The organism is Sphingorhabdus sp. (assembly GCF_046154385.1).
GTDB lineage: Bacteria > Pseudomonadota > Alphaproteobacteria > Sphingomonadales > Sphingomonadaceae > Sphingorhabdus_B.
The window spans coordinates 1-15,971 of sequence record NZ_JBJXFW010000023.1 but is presented as its reverse complement, the minus strand read 5'-3'; the positions used below and the strand labels follow the sequence as shown (position 1 = coordinate 15,971).

At 53.0% G+C, this 15,971-nt stretch carries 19 protein-coding genes and 1 tRNA gene; 11 read left to right on the top strand and 9 right to left on the bottom strand.

The genetic code is table 11. From position 1 onward, the window contains the following. Window positions 1–107: 107 nt before the first annotated feature. Window positions 108–371, bottom strand: a complete 264-nt coding sequence (gene rpsT, locus ACKVOS_RS04515) for a 30S ribosomal protein S20 (protein WP_409210821.1) — start codon at window positions 369–371, stop codon at window positions 108–110. 119 nt (window positions 372–490) lie between these two features. Continuing rightward, window positions 491–1,303, bottom strand: a complete 813-nt coding sequence (gene mutM / locus ACKVOS_RS04510; protein WP_409210820.1) for a bifunctional DNA-formamidopyrimidine glycosylase/DNA-(apurinic or apyrimidinic site) lyase — start codon at window positions 1,301–1,303, stop codon at window positions 491–493. Between the two features lie 46 nt (window positions 1,304–1,349). Here mutM and ACKVOS_RS04505 point away from each other — a divergent pair, with 46 nt between their 5' ends. Genes ACKVOS_RS04505 through ACKVOS_RS04475 form a run of 7 tightly spaced genes read left to right on the top strand, consistent with a single transcriptional unit; the run spans window position 1,350 to window position 6,730 of the window. Beyond that, the gene (locus ACKVOS_RS04505) at window positions 1,350–2,081 is read left to right on the top strand and encodes a class I SAM-dependent methyltransferase (RefSeq protein ID WP_409210819.1); all 732 of its coding nucleotides are present in this window, start codon (window positions 1,350–1,352) and stop codon (window positions 2,079–2,081) included. 52 nt (window positions 2,082–2,133) lie between these two features. Beyond that, window positions 2,134–3,684, top strand: a complete 1,551-nt coding sequence (ubiB, locus tag ACKVOS_RS04500) for a 2-polyprenylphenol 6-hydroxylase (protein ID WP_409210818.1) — start codon at window positions 2,134–2,136, stop codon at window positions 3,682–3,684. A 48-nt stretch (window positions 3,685–3,732) separates the two neighbouring features. Beyond that, window positions 3,733–3,978, top strand: a complete 246-nt coding sequence (locus ACKVOS_RS04495) for a type II toxin-antitoxin system CcdA family antitoxin (RefSeq protein WP_409210817.1) — start codon at window positions 3,733–3,735, stop codon at window positions 3,976–3,978. Then, window positions 3,978–4,274 carry a CcdB family protein gene (locus ACKVOS_RS04490; protein ID WP_409210816.1) on the top strand — a complete coding sequence of 99 codons (297 nt, stop codon included), beginning with the start codon at window positions 3,978–3,980 and terminating at the stop codon, window positions 4,272–4,274. The genes ACKVOS_RS04495 and ACKVOS_RS04490 overlap by 1 nt, the downstream gene beginning before the upstream one ends. Continuing rightward, entirely contained in the window at window positions 4,274–5,539 is a 1,266-nt protein-coding gene (locus ACKVOS_RS04485; RefSeq protein ID WP_409210815.1) for a bifunctional phosphopantothenoylcysteine decarboxylase/phosphopantothenate synthase, read from the top strand. Before ACKVOS_RS04490 ends, ACKVOS_RS04485 begins: the two co-directional genes overlap by 1 nt. Beyond that, on the top strand, window positions 5,520–5,969 hold the full coding sequence (gene dut / locus ACKVOS_RS04480; RefSeq protein WP_409210814.1) for a dUTP diphosphatase: 450 nt from the start codon (window positions 5,520–5,522) through the stop codon (window positions 5,967–5,969). The genes ACKVOS_RS04485 and dut overlap by 20 nt, the downstream gene beginning before the upstream one ends. Continuing rightward, a complete protein-coding gene (locus ACKVOS_RS04475; RefSeq protein ID WP_409210813.1) occupies window positions 5,966–6,730 on the top strand; it encodes a HesA/MoeB/ThiF family protein in 765 nt (254 codons plus the stop codon). Before dut ends, ACKVOS_RS04475 begins: the two co-directional genes overlap by 4 nt. Here ACKVOS_RS04475 and ACKVOS_RS04470 read toward each other — a convergent pair. Continuing rightward, window positions 6,727–7,440, bottom strand: coding sequence for an NAD-dependent deacylase (locus tag ACKVOS_RS04470; protein ID WP_409210812.1), 714 nt, complete (start codon window positions 7,438–7,440; stop codon window positions 6,727–6,729). The genes ACKVOS_RS04475 and ACKVOS_RS04470 overlap by 4 nt on opposite strands. A 99-nt stretch (window positions 7,441–7,539) precedes the next feature. Here ACKVOS_RS04470 and dapB point away from each other — a divergent pair, with 99 nt between their 5' ends. After that, window positions 7,540–8,265 (top strand): 4-hydroxy-tetrahydrodipicolinate reductase, encoded by a 726-nt coding sequence (dapB, locus tag ACKVOS_RS04465; RefSeq protein WP_409210811.1) that lies wholly within the window; start codon window positions 7,540–7,542, stop codon window positions 8,263–8,265. 5 nt (window positions 8,266–8,270) lie between these two features. On the opposite strand, the gene ACKVOS_RS04460 is transcribed toward dapB, so the two are convergent. Further along, a complete protein-coding gene (locus ACKVOS_RS04460; protein WP_409210810.1) occupies window positions 8,271–8,708 on the bottom strand; it encodes a type II toxin-antitoxin system HicB family antitoxin in 438 nt (145 codons plus the stop codon). Then, window positions 8,684–8,875, bottom strand: a complete 192-nt coding sequence (locus tag ACKVOS_RS04455) for a type II toxin-antitoxin system HicA family toxin (protein ID WP_409210855.1) — start codon at window positions 8,873–8,875, stop codon at window positions 8,684–8,686. Before ACKVOS_RS04455 ends, ACKVOS_RS04460 begins: the two co-directional genes overlap by 25 nt. A 165-nt stretch (window positions 8,876–9,040) precedes the next feature. Here ACKVOS_RS04455 and nth point away from each other — a divergent pair, with 165 nt between their 5' ends. Both nth and ACKVOS_RS04445 read left to right on the top strand, forming a co-directional pair. Continuing rightward, on the top strand, window positions 9,041–9,709 hold the full coding sequence (nth, locus tag ACKVOS_RS04450; protein ID WP_409210809.1) for an endonuclease III: 669 nt from the start codon (window positions 9,041–9,043) through the stop codon (window positions 9,707–9,709). 43 nt (window positions 9,710–9,752) lie between these two features. Next, window positions 9,753–10,142, top strand: coding sequence for a hypothetical protein (locus ACKVOS_RS04445; RefSeq protein WP_409210808.1), 390 nt, complete (start codon window positions 9,753–9,755; stop codon window positions 10,140–10,142). Window positions 10,143–10,161: 19 nt separating this feature from the next. On the opposite strand, the gene ACKVOS_RS04440 is transcribed toward ACKVOS_RS04445, so the two are convergent. Genes ACKVOS_RS04440 through ACKVOS_RS04430 form a run of 3 tightly spaced genes read right to left on the bottom strand, consistent with a single transcriptional unit; the run spans window position 10,162 to window position 13,123 of the window. Continuing rightward, on the bottom strand, window positions 10,162–10,935 hold the full coding sequence (locus ACKVOS_RS04440; RefSeq protein ID WP_409210807.1) for an enoyl-CoA hydratase: 774 nt from the start codon (window positions 10,933–10,935) through the stop codon (window positions 10,162–10,164). Continuing rightward, complete coding sequence (locus ACKVOS_RS04435) at window positions 10,932–11,981, bottom strand: enoyl-CoA hydratase/isomerase family protein (protein WP_409210806.1); 1,050 nt, start codon at window positions 11,979–11,981, stop codon at window positions 10,932–10,934. The genes ACKVOS_RS04440 and ACKVOS_RS04435 overlap by 4 nt, the downstream gene beginning before the upstream one ends. Further along, window positions 11,978–13,123, bottom strand: a complete 1,146-nt coding sequence (locus ACKVOS_RS04430; RefSeq protein ID WP_409210805.1) for an acyl-CoA dehydrogenase family protein — start codon at window positions 13,121–13,123, stop codon at window positions 11,978–11,980. The genes ACKVOS_RS04435 and ACKVOS_RS04430 overlap by 4 nt, the downstream gene beginning before the upstream one ends. 167 nt (window positions 13,124–13,290) lie before the next feature. On the opposite strand from ACKVOS_RS04430, the gene ACKVOS_RS04425 reads away from it, so the two are divergent. Then, a tRNA-Arg gene (locus tag ACKVOS_RS04425) sits at window positions 13,291–13,367 on the top strand. A 183-nt stretch (window positions 13,368–13,550) separates the two neighbouring features. Here the strand turns inward: ACKVOS_RS04425 and ACKVOS_RS04420 are convergent. Then, on the bottom strand, window positions 13,551–15,971 hold a 2,421-nt coding region (locus ACKVOS_RS04420), incomplete at its 5' end, for a hypothetical protein (RefSeq protein ID WP_409210804.1).

Here is a 15,971-nt window from a genome sequence, read left to right as displayed (position 1 = left end):
GGAAAACCATGCATTGCGTATGAAGCAATCTGGCAAAAGAAAAACCCGCCACGATTGGGGCGGGTTTAATCGTCTTATCCGGAGCCAACCGGATCGTCAAAAAGCGTTCAGGAGATCGACCCGACAGCCTTTGTTAAACGGCCAAATTTACGCGATGCCGTGTTCTTGTGCAGAACGCCTTTAGAAACGCCACGGGCCAATTCCGGTTGCGCCGCAGCCAATGCTTCGGTCGCTGCGGCCTTGTCGCCTGCTTCAATCGCCGATTCCACTTTCTTGACGAAAGTGCGGATGCGGCTGACGCGAGCGCCATTAACTTCGGTGCGACGCGCATTGCGACGGATACGCTTTTTTGCTTGCGGCGTATTGGCCATTTTAGTCCTCGAATTTCGTTAGATGACGGAACGCATTTTGCAATGCTAGCCCGTTGAAGGAGCCGCCCTTAGCGGTGGCTTTCAGATTCGTCAACCTTCAAAAGCCGCAAATTTGCACGCTATCGCTGGCATTTCGCGCAATAGAAGGTGGAGCGACCCGAATCAATCCGGCGTTTTACAGGTGCGCCGCACAGACAGGCTTGGCCTTCACGGCCGTAAACCCGCCAATCCTTTGCGAAATATCCAAGTTCTCCATCTGGAGCCGCAAAATCGCGCAGCGTCGATCCACCGACCGCTATCGCAGCCGTCAGCACTTCCTTTATGGCAGTGACCAGTCGTTCCAGACGGGGCCGACTGACCTTGGCTGCTGCCATAGTCGGAGAAATGCCCGCCATATGCAGCGCCTCGCACACATAGATGTTGCCCAAACCGGCAACAATATTCTGGTTGAGCAACATCGCCTTGATGGGGGCTGCGCGCCCGTTAAGTGCGGTTTGCAGAACGGAAGCATCAAAATCACTTGATAGAGGCTCCGGCCCCATGCCGACAAAAGCCTTGTAACCACCTATATGTTCCGATGGCATTATATCGAGCGATCCGAAACGGCGCGGGTCGTTCAGCGCAGCCAAGCGTCCGTTTTGGGTTTCTAGGACGAAATGGTCATGCTTCTCCATTTCCGGCGGATCCACCCGCCAGCGTCCCGACATACCCAAATGGAATATCAGCACATCATCGCGGTCGGTATAGATCAACCCGTATTTTGCACGTCGGCCAAGACCGGTGACCCGCGCGCCTGTAAGACGTTGGCGAAGATCAACAGGCATCGGCCATCTTAGGTCCGCCCGAAACGCCTCGGCCCGGGCAATGACCTCTCCGTCGAGTATCTTTCGCAATCCGGCGACCGTGGTTTCGACTTCGGGGAGTTCTGGCATGCGAATCCGCTAGCGACGTGCGCGGCACTTGGCTAGAGGCTGAAGTATGACAGAAACCGTATCCTTTGGCTATGAACAGGTTAGCCCAGAAGAGAAAACTGCGCGCGTCGGCGGCGTGTTTTCCAATGTCGCTCGAAAATATGATATAATGAACGATGCCATGTCGGGCGGCATGCACCGACTGTGGAAAGATACGTTCGTTCGCAGGGTTAAACCGCAATCGGGCGAAGACATTCTCGATATGGCAGGCGGCACCGGCGACATTGCCTTTCGCATGGAAAAATCGGGCGCTCAGGTCACTGTGTCCGATATCAATGAAGATATGTTGGACGTCGGGATGGACAGGGCCATGAAGCGTGGCATCGACAGTCTGATCTGGTCCCGGCAAAATGCGGAGACGCTTACTTTTCCCGACCGTCATTTCGACGCGTACACGATTGCCTTTGGTATTCGTAACGTGACCGATATTCCCGCCGCATTAAAAGAAGCCCACCGCGTGCTGCGTTATGGCGGACGTTTTTTCTGCCTCGAATTTTCAACGGTAGAGTGGCCCGGCCTGGCACAGATCTATGATGTTTATTCCGAAAAGCTGGTTCCTAAGCTAGGCAAAGCGATTGCTGGTGATGAAGATAGTTACCGCTATCTGGTCGAATCAATCCGTCGCTTCCCCGACATGCAAAGTTTCAAACGCATGATTGGCGAAGCGGGATTTGTTCAAACCAAAGTCGAACCGATCATGGGCGGATTGGTCGCCATCCACAGCGGATGGAAGGTATAAGAATGCGCTCTGCGAAATCTCCCTTCCTATATGCGGGAGGGTTCCGAAGAACATGACCCGCCCTGCGACCCACATTCTCCGCCTTCTGAAATGGGGGCGTATCCTTGCAAGGCATGGCGCGTTGCGCGCTATCGAGGCAGATCGCAATACGCCCGCGCAAGTCAAACGTCTTTGCAGGATTGCGCGTCTTGGCACGATCCAGCCAAAGTCACCCGATTATGCAGGCGCGTTTCGCGCTATCGGACCCGCCGCAATCAAGCTGGGGCAGACATTGGCCACAAGGCCGGACATTATCGGGGTCGAAGCCGCGCATAATCTGTTGACCTTGCAAGACCAATTACCGCCAGCACCGTTTGAATCTGTTTTCGCAGAGATCGACACCAGTTTAAACAAACCGGCAGCGGAATTATTCGAATATATCGATCCCATTGCCGTCGGTGCTGCTTCCATCGCGCAAGTTCATCGCGCCCGCACGACGGACGGCAGGGACGTTGCTGTCAAAATATTGCGCCCGGGCATTCGCGAACAATTTGCCCGTGACATTGAAACCTATGAATGGGCGGCGGCGCATCTTGAGGCGTTGGGCGGAGAAGCCGCCCGCCTTCGTCCGCAACTGGTTATCGCCAACCTCAAACGCTGGACATTACGCGAGCTCGATCTTCGTCGCGAGGCAGCGAGTGCATCCGAATTGAAGGACGCGATGGTTGCTGTCGACGGCTATATTATTCCAGCCATCGATTGGGACCGCACATCCGGACGCGTTTTGACGCTGGAGTGGGTCGATGGCATCAAGATTGCCGACTTGGCGGCGTTGAAGGACGCCGGGCATGATCTGAAAAAACTGGCCGAGAAACTGGTCCTGACCTTTTTGCGTCAGGCGATTTCCGAAGGCTATTTCCACGCAGATATGCATCAGGGAAATTTATTTGTCAGGGCCGATGGAACCATTGTTGCCATCGATTTCGGCATCATGGGGCGCATCAACCGACAGGCCCGGTTTTGGCTAGCCGAGATTCTCTATGGCCTGACCACCGGAAATTATAAGCGGGTGGCCGAGATTCATTTCGAGGCACAATATGTGCCCAGCTACCATAATGTGGACGAATTCGCGACGGCCCTGCGCGCGGTGGGTGAACCAACACGCGGAAAGCCGGTCAGTGAATTGTCTGTCGGACAAATGCTCGACAGCCTATTTGCCATAACGCGTGATTTTGACATGCAAACCCAACCACATTTGTTGCTGTTGCAAAAAACAATGGTGATGGTCGAGGGCATTGCGACGTCATTGAACCCGGGCATCAACATGTGGGATGTTGCCGCGCCTTTTGTCCGCGACTGGATACGCGGCGAACTGGGACCCGAAGCAATGCTCGCCGACGGCATCAAGAAACAGGCGGATACGTTGAAGATGATCCCCGACATCATCCGCCGACTTGATGAACAGCTGCCGCGCAAAGGTGGCGCGCCGGAGGCACCGCCTTTGCCCCATGTGGAATTGATTTGGGAACGGCGTGCCGGTGACGGCAGGCGTTGGTGGCGCTATGTTTTGGTGGCAGTAGTTGCGGCCGGAATCGGGGCGGCCTTAATGAGCAATTGGGGTTGAACATCATAAGTTATGCACATATAGTATGCGTATTAAAGGAGCGAAGTGATGAACATTCCGATGCGCCACGAAAAAACTAAAAAGCCGACGAATGTCTCACTGGACTCTGAGCTTGTTGCAGAGGCCCGGCAGTTGGGAATAAATATTTCTCAAGCCTGCGAAACCGGTCTTTCGGAAAAAGTGCGTAAAGCAAAGGCTGAGAAATGGCTCCGCGAAAACAAGGAAGCTTTGGATTGGTCGAATGCGTATGTCGAAAAACATGGCATTCCGCTTGCACGGTACCGGATGTTTTAATGGCACGTTTTGATGTTATCAAAACAAAGTCCGACGCCTTGGTGGTCGACTGTCAATCCGAATTCCTGGAATATTTACAGACACGCTTCGTAATCCCTCTGCTACCGCCTGATCTCGAGCCAAAGATTGCCGAAAGATTGAATCCCGTATTTTTGATCGAAGGTCAAAATTACGTTTTATATCCTCAATTTTCTGCCTCAATTGCTGTTCGAGAATTAGGAACTCCTGTGGCATCACTGGCTAATCAACATAGCCGGATCATTGAAGCGCTGGACATGTTGGTCAGCGGATTTTGATGGAAACCAAGCGCATCCTGCTGATCGTCTCTGGCGGCATTGCTGCCTATAAGGCGCTCGAACTTGTAAGATTGCTCAAGCGGCAGCGCATTGCCGTCCGCGCGGTCATGACGAAAAGCGCGACTGAATTTGTCACGCCTTTATCGATGGGCGTGATGACCGAAGATCAGGTCTATGGCGACATGTTCGACCTGAAAGAAGAACGCGAGATCGGGCATATCCAACTCAGCCGTCAGGCCGACGTCGTCGTCATTTGCCCGGCGACCGCGAATATCCTCGCCAAAATGGCAGCAGGCATCGCCGATGATCTCGCGACCACCATATTGCTGGCCACAGACAAGCCGGTGTTGGCTGTTCCCGCCATGAATGTCCGCATGTGGCAACATCCGGCTACACAGCGCAATTTGGTACAGTTGCGCGCCGATGGTGTGACCATCATGGAGCCAGACTCGGGCGCAATGGCGTGTGGTGAATATGGGCCGGGACGCTTGCCTGAACCGCCGGCAATCGCCGAACGGATTTGTGCGATGCTTGGGCATAGTTTTGATTCGGCACTGACAGCAGGGCGCGCGCCTTCAACATTGGAAGCGCAGCCCGATTTTGCGGATATCACGCATCGCCCACTTTTCGGAAAACGCGTTCTTGTAACGGCTGGCCCGACCCATGAAGCCATTGATCCTGTGCGGTACATCGCCAACCGTTCGTCTGGACGGCAAGGTTTTGCCATAGCCACTGCCGCGGCGGAAATGGGAGCTGAAGTAACTCTTGTTGCTGGCCCGGTCCATTTGGTTACGCCGCCCGGCGTCATTCGCATCGACGTGGAAACCGCACGCGAAATGCAGGCGGAAGTTGAAAAGGCCCTGCCCAGCGATGTCGCAATCATGGTCGCCGCCGTTGCCGACTGGCGCGCAGCCGAGGCGCCTGATCAAAAGATAAAGAAAGATGGCAAAGGCATCCCGCCCCTGAACTTAACCGAAAACCCCGACATCCTTGCCAGTCTTGCTCTGCACAAAGACAGACCGGGACTGCTCATCGGCTTCGCCGCCGAAACCGAAAAGATTGTCGAACATGCGCAAGCCAAATTGTCCAAAAAGGGGTGCGACTGGATTGTGGCAAATGACGTATCGGGCGATGTCATGGGGGGCGCGAACAATGCCTTTCACATTGTAACCCGCGACGGAGTCGAAAGCTGGCCGGACAGTCCCAAGGATGTAATCGCCCGCAAATTGATGGAAAGGGTCGCAGATGCGCTCGCCCAAGGTTGAAATACAGGTAAAGAGGCTCAACCATGGAGCAGGCTTGGCAATGCCCGATTATGCCACGGCAGGTGCGGCGGGCATGGACATTTGCGCCGCCGAAAGCCTGATGCTGCGTGTCGGTAAACGCCATGCTGTCGCAACCGGCTTCGCCTTTGCCATTCCCGATGGCTATGAGGTTCAGGTCCGCCCACGTTCGGGCCTCGCCTTGAAACATGGCATCACCTGCCTCAACACACCCGGAACAATCGATAGCGATTATCGCGGGGAAGTGAAAGTCATTCTGGCTAATTTGGGCGAAGACGATTTCCCCATTTCCAAAGGCGACCGCATCGCGCAAATCGTCGTCGCCCCGGTGACACACGCATCCATGACAGAAGTTGAGGATTTGGACGATACCGCGCGGGGTGCCGGAGGCTTTGGTTCAACTGGCGTATGACGCTGAACGATCAGCAGCTTGACCGCTATGCCCGTCACATTGTGTTGCGCGATATCGGTGGTTCGGGACAATCCCGGCTGTTGAAAAGCCATGTGCTGTTGATCGGTGCAGGCGGCATCGGTTGTCCCGCCATCCAATATCTCGCCGCGGCGGGAATCGGAACAATCAGCGTTGTGGATGATGATATCGTGTCATTGTCCAATCTGCAGCGGCAGATACTCTATAGCCAAGCGCAAATTGGCGAGCCCAAGGTGCAGGCGGCGGCGGCGGCAGTGCACCGGTTGAATCCGGACGTAACCTTTCACGCCTGGCAGATCCGGATTGATCGCAGCACCTCGTCCGATTTTCTGGACGGCGTCGACGTTGTCATCGACGGCAGCGATAACTTCGCCACCCGCCTGATCGTCAACGATCTATGCTTGTCGGCTCAGGTACCTCTCGTAAGCGCCGCCATCGGGCAATTTCATGGTCAGATCGGCACCTTCACCGGGTGGCAGAATGATGCCCCATGTTATCGCTGTTTCGTGGGCGATGCCCATGACCCCGACGATTGCGACGACTGCGCCACCCAAGGCGTATTGGGAGCGATGTGCGGCCTGATGGGCAGCTTTGCCGCGATGGAAGCAATACGTGTCCTCACAGGCTTTGGTGATAGCCAAAAAGGCAAGCTGCACATCATTGACGGCATGACGCCGTCGATGCGGAGCATTAGATTGCCCAAAGACCCCGAGTGCAACAGCTGTGGCATGCCATCGTCCTAACCGGATTGCTGGCGCAATAACGCGTCGACCCACCCCGGAACCACTTCGGTCGCAGGGCCGTGCCGTGCTTCGTCGAACCAATGGCTTCCCTGACTAGGCTCAAGATTTAGTTCGAGAGTTCGAACACCCTGCTCGCGTGCTTCACGGACAAAACCAGCGGCAGGATATACCGCACCCGAGGTTCCGATGCTGACAAACAGATCGGCCCGGTTCAACGCGGTATAGATTTCATTCATCCTGTACGGCATTTCGCCAAACCAAACGATGTCCGGACGCATCTGCCCCGATGTGCCGCAAGTTGGACAGGCCGGACGATCTATAAGCGTCCCGTTCCACCGGTGCCGTTCGTCACACGATAGGCACCACGCGTTCAAATGCTCGCCATGCATATGCAACAGCCGCTTCGCCCCTGCCCGTTCGTGCAGGTCATCGACATTTTGAGTCACGATCAACAATCCGCCATGCCACGAAGCATCCAGCCGTGCCAAAGCGTCGTGGGCCGCATTTGGCACCACCTCTTGAATGCGCGCACGCCGCATATCGTAAAAGCGCAATACAAGCTCAGGATCACGGGCGAAGGCTTCGGGTGTGGCGACATCCTCGACCCGATGCTGTTCCCACAATCCGCCTGCGCTGCGAAAAGTATCGATGCCGCTTTCCGCGCTAATGCCGGCGCCAGTTAGAATTACGATGTTTCTAATGTTGGTCACTTTTCATTCCGTCGTCATGCCGAACTTGTTTCAGATACCTAATCTAGTAAGACCTTCGATTGAAATCACCAGTGGTGAAACAGGTTCGGGATCCGGGATATGAAAATTGGTATTATCGGCAGCGCAGGGCGCATGGGGCAAGCGCTTGTAGAAGCTATTACGGCAGCCGGGCAAAGCCATGCTGGCGGCGTCGACAAGGGTGGTGATGTTGCATCACTTGTGGCGGCATCCGACGTGCTTGTGGACTTTTCCAGCCCTGTTGGACTGGAGGCAAATCTCGACGCCTGCATCGCCGCCGGAAAGCCGATTGTCATCGGCACCACCGGCTTGGAGGAACGGCATCATTATCTGATTGACGATGCTGCGCGCGACATTCCGGTTTTGCAGACCGGCAACACCTCGCTTGGGGTAACCATGCTGGCCGCGCTGGTGCGTCAGGCAGCGGCGCAACTGGGCGACGACTGGGACATCGAAATTTTGGAAATGCACCACCGGCACAAGGTGGATGCCCCTTCGGGCACCGCGCTTTTATTGGGCGAGGCAGCCGCCAAGGGCCGCAACATCGATCTGAAAACCAACAGCGAGCGTGGACGCGACGGCATTACGGGCGCACGACAGCCAGGCACAATCGGCTTCGCCAGCCTGCGAGGCGGAAGCGTCGCTGGCGACCATGTTGTCATTTTCGCATCGGACAATGAACGTATCGAACTCATCCATCGCGCCGAAAACCGCGCAATCTTTGCCAAGGGGGCGGTGAAAGCGGCAATATGGCTGACGGACCGGAAAGCAGGGCGGTTCGGTATGAATGAAGTTTTGGGGGTTTGAGCCAATCAGGGTAAGGAACCACTGCCAAGCAGCGCCGCTCGCGCTGCATCGGCAAGAAAGCCAGAGCGGTTTTTTGCGACTTTATCGATTGCCGCCAGTAATCCTTCATCCAGTGTTACATTTACCCTGATCGATTTACCGGGAAGCTCAGCTCTTACCAGAACACGCGCAACTTCATCGATTTCCGGGTCATAGCCTATCAAATCAAATGGTGTTGGTGATGCCACATCCTCTCCGAATTGACCTGTCACCAACAAATGCCCAGCCAGCGCAGCTTCGGCATTTTCCGCCGCTTGTTGTTGCGTTTTGCCTGCGGATACACAACCGGGTAAATCCGGGAAGAAGACGCTAAATCCTTCGAGCGATTTTTCAATGATTGCAGGATAATAAACCGTTGGCATCATTACTTCCTCTGCATTTATTTCCTGAATTTCAGCCCACATTGTCGCTCGATACTTTTCAATGTACCAATCGCAAGATCGGATTTAGGATGCGGAACGGTAACCGTTCCGGGTCTTTCGGGATGTCTAAAATGCTTATGACTTCCCGTTTGCCTGACTTCCGTCCAACCTGCTGCGATCAGTAATCGAATAACTTCGCGGCTTTGCATCACTATTCGACCCGTTATTAGTGTGTATCTATACACATATTAGAAAAATTCAAGATTGGTTCTGATGATTTTCGATATTAGCAATTTTAGCCATTAAAAGACATTTTTCCTTTTATCTTTATATATTTAGGAAACTTTTTCATAAGATCATGGAAAAAGGAACCCATGAAAAAAGCCGACATTTTCGAATTTTACCGCCGTCTCGCCGATGCCAATCCGTCGCCGGAGACGGAGCTTGCCTATGGCAATGTCTATCAGCTGCTGGTCGCGGTGGTCTGTTCGGCGCAATCGACGGATGTCGGGGTCAACAAGGCGACACGGCAATTATTTGCGAAAGTAGAGACTCCCGATCAGATGCTCGCCTTGGGCGAAGCCGGGTTGAAAGAGCATATCAAGACCATTGGCCTGTTCAACGGCAAGGCGAAGAATGTCATTGCGCTGTCCGAAATATTGGTTCGAGATCACGGCGGCGAGGTACCCGCCGACAGGGATAAGCTGGAGGCTTTACCGGGCGTCGGGCGCAAAACCGCCAATGTTGTCATGAACACCGCATTCGGGGCAGAGACATTCGCAGTCGATACCCATATTTTTCGCGTCGGAAACCGCACCGGACTTGCACCGGGGAAAACCGTTCTGGCGGTTGAAAAAGCGCTCGACAAACGCACGCCGCAACCATTCCGCGTTGGCGCACATCACTGGTTGATCCTGCATGGTCGTTATATTTGCAAGGCGCGGACACCCGAATGCTGGCGCTGTCCGGTGAGGGATTTATGCCGGTTCAAGTCGAAAAGCCCGCCGCCCAAAAGCAACTCAGTTGCTGTTCAGGTAATCTGAGATAAGGACATGAAGCGGCCCAACCTATCTCGGGAGAGAATCGATGAAAGCCTCTTTGCTAATTTTAACCGCCCTGACCGCGATGACGGGCAGTGCCGCGGGACTTTCGGCTAAAAAAGAACCGACACCCGTTCGGGCCGTTGGTGAGCCCGTCAATTGTGTTTCGTTGAACCGGATCCGATCGACAGACGTGATCGACGACAGCACCATCGATTTCAAGATGGCGGGCGGCAAGACCTATCGCAATTCATTGCCTTATAGCTGCCCCGGTCTGAAATTCGAAGATCGTTTTTCCTATAAAACTTCGATCAGCCAATTGTGCAACGTCGACATCATACGCGTGCTGAACAATTATGGTGGGCATCTGACCGAAGGCGCAGCGTGCGGCTTGGGCAAGTTCCAGCCGGTCGAAAAGATAGCCGCACCGAACTAGGGTCAGGACCCAATCGCGCCTATTTGCCGGTCCAGTTGCCCGGCCGCTTTTCAACGAAGGCGGCCATGCCCTCTTTTTGGTCTTCGGAACCGAACAGCCCGTGGAACAAGCGGCGTTCGAACACGACGCCTTGTTGCAACGTGGTTTCATAGGCCGCATTGACCATCTCTTTGGTCGCAATCGCCGCAAGCGGAGCCATGGCCGCAATCGCGGCTGCGGTTTTCATCGCTTCCTCAACCAGATCAGCCGCCGGAACCACCTTGGCGACCAGGCCTGACCGCTCGGCTTCTGCGGCATCCATCATGCGGCCGGTGAGGCACATTTCCATAGATTTCGCTTTGCCGATCGCGCGCGTCAACCGCTGCGACCCCCCCATTCCCGGAGTGACCGCCAGCTTGATTTCAGGTTGCCCAAATTTCGCATTATCCCCTGCGATGATAAAGTCCGCCATCATTGCAAGTTCGCACCCGCCGCCCAAAGCGTAACCATTGACCGCCGCAATCCAGGGCTTGCGGGTGGCCGTTACCCTGTCATATCCGGCAAAGAAATTGGCACCGTACATTTCAGCAAAGCTCTGCGTTGCCATTTCCTTGATATCGGCCCCGGCGGCAAATGCCTTTTCGCTGCCGGTAAGAACGGCACAGCGCTGGCTATCATCCGCATCAAAGGCGGAAAAGGCGGCAATAAGGTCGCCCAAAACCTGACTATTGAGCGCATTTAACGCTTGTGGGCGGTTCAGCGTGATCAGGGTCGCAGCCCCGCGTTGTTCAACCAGTATCGTTTCATAACTCATAATGGCTTCCATTCTTCCGTTGCCGGCAAAGGCGCAAAAATTGCATCCAGATATTCATCTGTCACGTCTCCCGGCGCTGCCGGGTTCCATTGCGGGGCATTATCTTTATCGACGATTACGGCGCGAACACCTTCGGCAAAATCGGGCCGGACAATAACCCGACTCGCAATGCGGTATTCCATTGCCATATTTTCCGCAAAGTCCCCACATTTCAGGCTTTCGGCCAGTTGCCGCAGCGCGACCTTGCACGTTTGTGGGCTTTTGCTGCGGAGCGCCGCACTCTCCCGCATCGCCCAATCGCCATCATCTGCATCAAGGCTAGCCAGAATATCCTCAAACCGGTCAGATGCAAAATGGCGATTGATCTGGAAAAGTGTTTCAACAATTTTGGACGGCGGGGGCGTAACAGACACAGTTCCAAGGATTCCGTCGATGCGATCAACATCTTCAGTCCCTATTCGTGCCTTGGCATCCGCCAACGCTTCGCTCGGTACATAATGTGTGGCCAGTCCGAGTGACAGGCAACCCGACCCGGCAATGCGGGCACCGGTCAGCGCAAGAAATTGTCCGACCCGTCCTTCCAGCCGCGACAAATACCACCCGCCGCCGACATCGGGGAAAAGCCCAATGCCCGTTTCTGGCATGGCGAAACGCGTATTTTCTGTTGCGACCCGAAATTTTGCGGGCTGGCTTATGCCAACTCCGCCACCCATCGTAATCCCGTCCATGAAAGCCACAACGGGCTTTGGATAAGTGAATAGCAAATGGTTGAGTTGATATTCATCGTGGAAGAATGTGCGCCCCGATTTCCCGCCGTCGGTCAAGGCCGAATTACGTAAGAACGCGATATCACCGCCTGCACAAAAACCGCGACCTTCGGCATGTTCAATGATGACGCATTTTACGGCACGCGAACTGCGCCATTTCACCAGCGCGTCGGTCATGGCGTGCACCATGTCCAACGTCAGAGCATGTAATGCCGATGGGCGATTCAAACTTATGATCCCGGCATGGCCTTCCACGCGGGTCAAAATATCCTGTGTCATTGGCGTAACAAGTCCCGACCAATAATCATTCGCATGACCTGATTGGTTCCTTCCAGAATCGAATGGACGCGCAAATCTCGCCAGAATCTCTCGATGGGATAATCACGCAAATACCCATATCCTCCAAATAGTTGCAAGGCGTTGTTGACAATCTCGCTACCGCTATCTGTCGACAACCGCTTTGCCATAGCCGAAAAGCGGGACTTGTCGGGTGCGTTCGCTGTCACCTTGGCGGCGGCAATATACAATAACGCGCGTGCAGCTTCCAAGTCTGTTGCCATATCCGCGAGCATGAATTGCGTATTCTGGAAATCGGCGACCGGTTGCCCGAATTGCTGCCGGTCTTTGGTGTATTTGATCGCTTCATCCAAACAGCGTTGCGCCCCGCCCAGCGAACAGGCACCGATATTCAGCCGTCCGCCGTCCAGACCCATCATCGCAAAACGGAAACCATCGCCTTCGGCGCCAACGCGGTTTGCAACAGGAACCCTGCAACCTTCGAAAATAACCTGGGCGGTGGGTGATGCGTTCCAACCCAGTTTCTTTTCAGGCGCGCCAAAGCTCAAACCCGGCATATCCTTTTCAACAACAAGGCAGCTGATGCCCTTTGCCCCATTATCTCCGGTTCTGACCATAACGACATAGACATCATTATAACCCGCGCCCGAAATAAACTGCTTCGTGCCATTCAAAACATAATGGTCGCCGTCCAGCCGAGCGCTCGTTTTCAGCGCAGCCGCGTCGGAACCGCTTCCCGGTTCGGTCAGGCAGTAAGATGCGATTTTTTCCATGCTTACCAAATCTGGCAGGAAACGGGATTTCAGCTCTGCACCGCCAAAACAATCGATCATCCATGCCGCCATATTGTGGATCGAAATAAACGCGCTGGTCGCCGGACAACCATAGGCCATCGCTTCCATTATCAAGGCCGCCTCAAGCCGCCCAAGGCCGGTACCGCCCGATTCTTCCGATACATAAATCGCGCCAAAACCAAGTTCGCCTGCGGCTTTCCAGACGTCTACCGGATAATGGCTGTGCTCGTCCCATTCCGCCGCAAAGGGGGTTATGGCATCGGCAGTGAATTTGCGTGCCATATCCTGTATGGCAACTTGATCTTCGGTCAGGTCAAATTGGTTCTGCATGGCGTCGCCCTAGCATCGCGATTTCAACATATCCAGCCAATAGCGGGAGGCCTTTACATAGTGATAGGCAACCGCCTTGCTATTATCCCCCTGCATATCCCGGCATCGCGCCAAAAAAGAACTTGGCGAACCACCCCCCACCCTGCTAATCGCGCCGCACAACGAAAGCACCCATAGCTCAGCTGGATAGAGCGCTGCCCTCCGAAGGCAGAGGCCAGAGGTTCGAATCCTCTTGGGTGCACCATATTTTCAATGACTTAGTATCTCCCAAAAGGAGATGTATGGAATGAATATGTAAAGCATGGGGCAAAACCCTATCTCCCATATCAAACCCGTAGACAGTTGCATCACAGACCATGCGCGAGTTGATTTGATATTTGACTGGTAGCCTTCGTAGGCCAGGGTATCCCCCGCTTAACACAACATACTAAAATCCCTTACTCTTATTCCGTATTTTTGCCTTTATCTTGTCGATGATGGCCATAATTGACTGGTACATGTAGCTTAAGTTTTTGAATGTTTTTGAATGCTCAAACCCTCGGATTTTATACCATAAAGAGCGGGTCATTTTTTCTTTTGCTAAAATCCATAATAGCACTCCAACAATTGCAAACGTCAAAACAAAAATTGGCAACATTCTGCCAAATGCCATCTTTTTGTCGTCTTGTTTCAAGGACCGTTTTGCCAGCTCATCAAGGGCTGCCATGCCGGACACAAGATTAGTGATTGATGACGGCCTCGCGCCAGCAGGGGCGCACGCTCCGTTGGCAAACACGCCCAAATCTTGCAGGTATTGGCGAAGTATCGACGCATCACTTAGCGCTGGATTTTCAAAACGCCGCCACAGGAGCTCTGTGATCGCCTCACGAGTCTCAAGCATTTGAACTCGAACGAAACATAGCTCGTTTTCTACTCCCGATATCTCTCTGACCCTTGATACGTTTTGTACAATCAGGCCGAGTTTGGAGAGGCTTTCCGATATATGCTCATAATGATCGAAAAAGTCTGAGTATCGCGGCTTCATCCGCGCGCTTGCTTCAACGAGGGCCAATGGAAGCGGTATCAGCAATTTCTGATTTTCTGGGCCCGCTGCTTCCACTAAACTTTCACTAAAGGCAGGGGCAAATTTACCTAAGCGGTTTTGCCAGATAAAGGCACGATCTTTTAAGATTTCGGTAACGAGTTTTTGTCTGACCAGCGCAAAGATCGTTTGACTGTACCTATCTGATAATGATTTACTCGTTATGACAAAATTTTCACTGAACTTTACTGCGAGGTTTTCTCCAGGTTCAGATATCGGATAGTAATTTCCATCGATTCTTTGACGATTTGAGAAACAAGTATATGGATGGTTTCCACAGGGATTTTCACTATTGAAAAGTCGTTGAGCCCAACGATTTGCTGATTTCCGAGCAGCATCCTTATCTGCAGATAGAGGCCCTATCAGATGATAGTGAGTCGTGCTGACAGTTCCGGAGAATATCGGGATCGGTTTTAAATCGCGGAGATCTTTAGACAAATTAACTTCGGAACGTCCGGACTGTATAAGCGATTTGATATACTTGGAAATTTGGTCATTGTTGAAACCATAAGCCTTCGAGGGCAGTTCGGGGTACCGTATCGGAATATTGGGAACAAACTCCATAACGACCGTTACATCAATTTTCGAGTTAACCTGATTGGTGGACCGTGCCTCATCAAAATGAAGGTACTCATCATCTAACGTATCCCACCACGTCTCAGCCTTATAACAGGCTGTTACTTTTCCAAGTTCAAGAGATTCTAATATCCAAGCATCGCGCGGAACATAAGACCGAAAAGTCTTGGGGTTCTTCAGCCATATTCGTTCATCGTCGGAGCCTCCATTACACGGCAACAGCCCCTCATCGAATTCTCGCCCCAGCTTACTACCCGACTTAGCCCCAAGGCTTCCCTCTGCCTCCAGTATCCCATTCAAAGAATCATTCATTGCGAGTATTGATTGTGCCAGTTGACGTTGTTTATTCTGCATCGCAGCTCCGAGGCTGCGTGACTGAATGACTACATCCATGAACCTGCTGATTTGCTCACCTTTCTCAGCAAGTTCCCGAGCCTTACCGTTCTTCAAACTTTCGAACTCCGGTTCAAAAGGCGCTAGAGCAAAAAACGTTGCCGTGGAATCTTGCCAAGTTAAGACATGAGGGACAACACTCGGCATCAATTTTTCGTCGGTGAATTCAAATTGTTTTTTAATCCCCAAATTCAACGCGTTTAGACTTGAGGCGGAGTCGATGAATGACGCCGGTTTCGATAAATTTGCTCCGAGCGCTCGAAATATTCCGTCCTCGTCATCACTTGATGACACGCGGATATTAGCGAAATTTACGCTATCATATATTCCTATTATAAAAGCCTTTTCCATGCACTCCGACGAGCGAGAAGGCGAGACTTTCCTTTCGTACAGTAATGGCCGGTAACAATTCTGGCGTAGTTCTGCACGTGCTCGATCGCTCTGCGATTGCGCGAGCTTAAGTTGTAACTCGATTCCGTAATTGATGCTTCCACTCGCAGCTTCGAGATCACGTTCTATTTTAGCAGTGTCGATGCGAATGTTTTGATTACTCTTTGCAAGAGCTTCAAAATTTTCAATAGATATTTTTGTAAGACGAAACAACCTTCTGTCAATGGTTTGAAGCTGATCCTGAATTGAACTGAGCATCTTGACCAGCGCTTCGAACTGCAGCGTACCTACATCCTTTTTGTTCTTTTTAAACGCAGAAGACACCATCAGCGCGCCAGCAATATAGTTTTGAGTAAATGCTGCTGCGCCCATCTGTTCCATGCCCACCGGCGCCTGAGAATGGTTTAT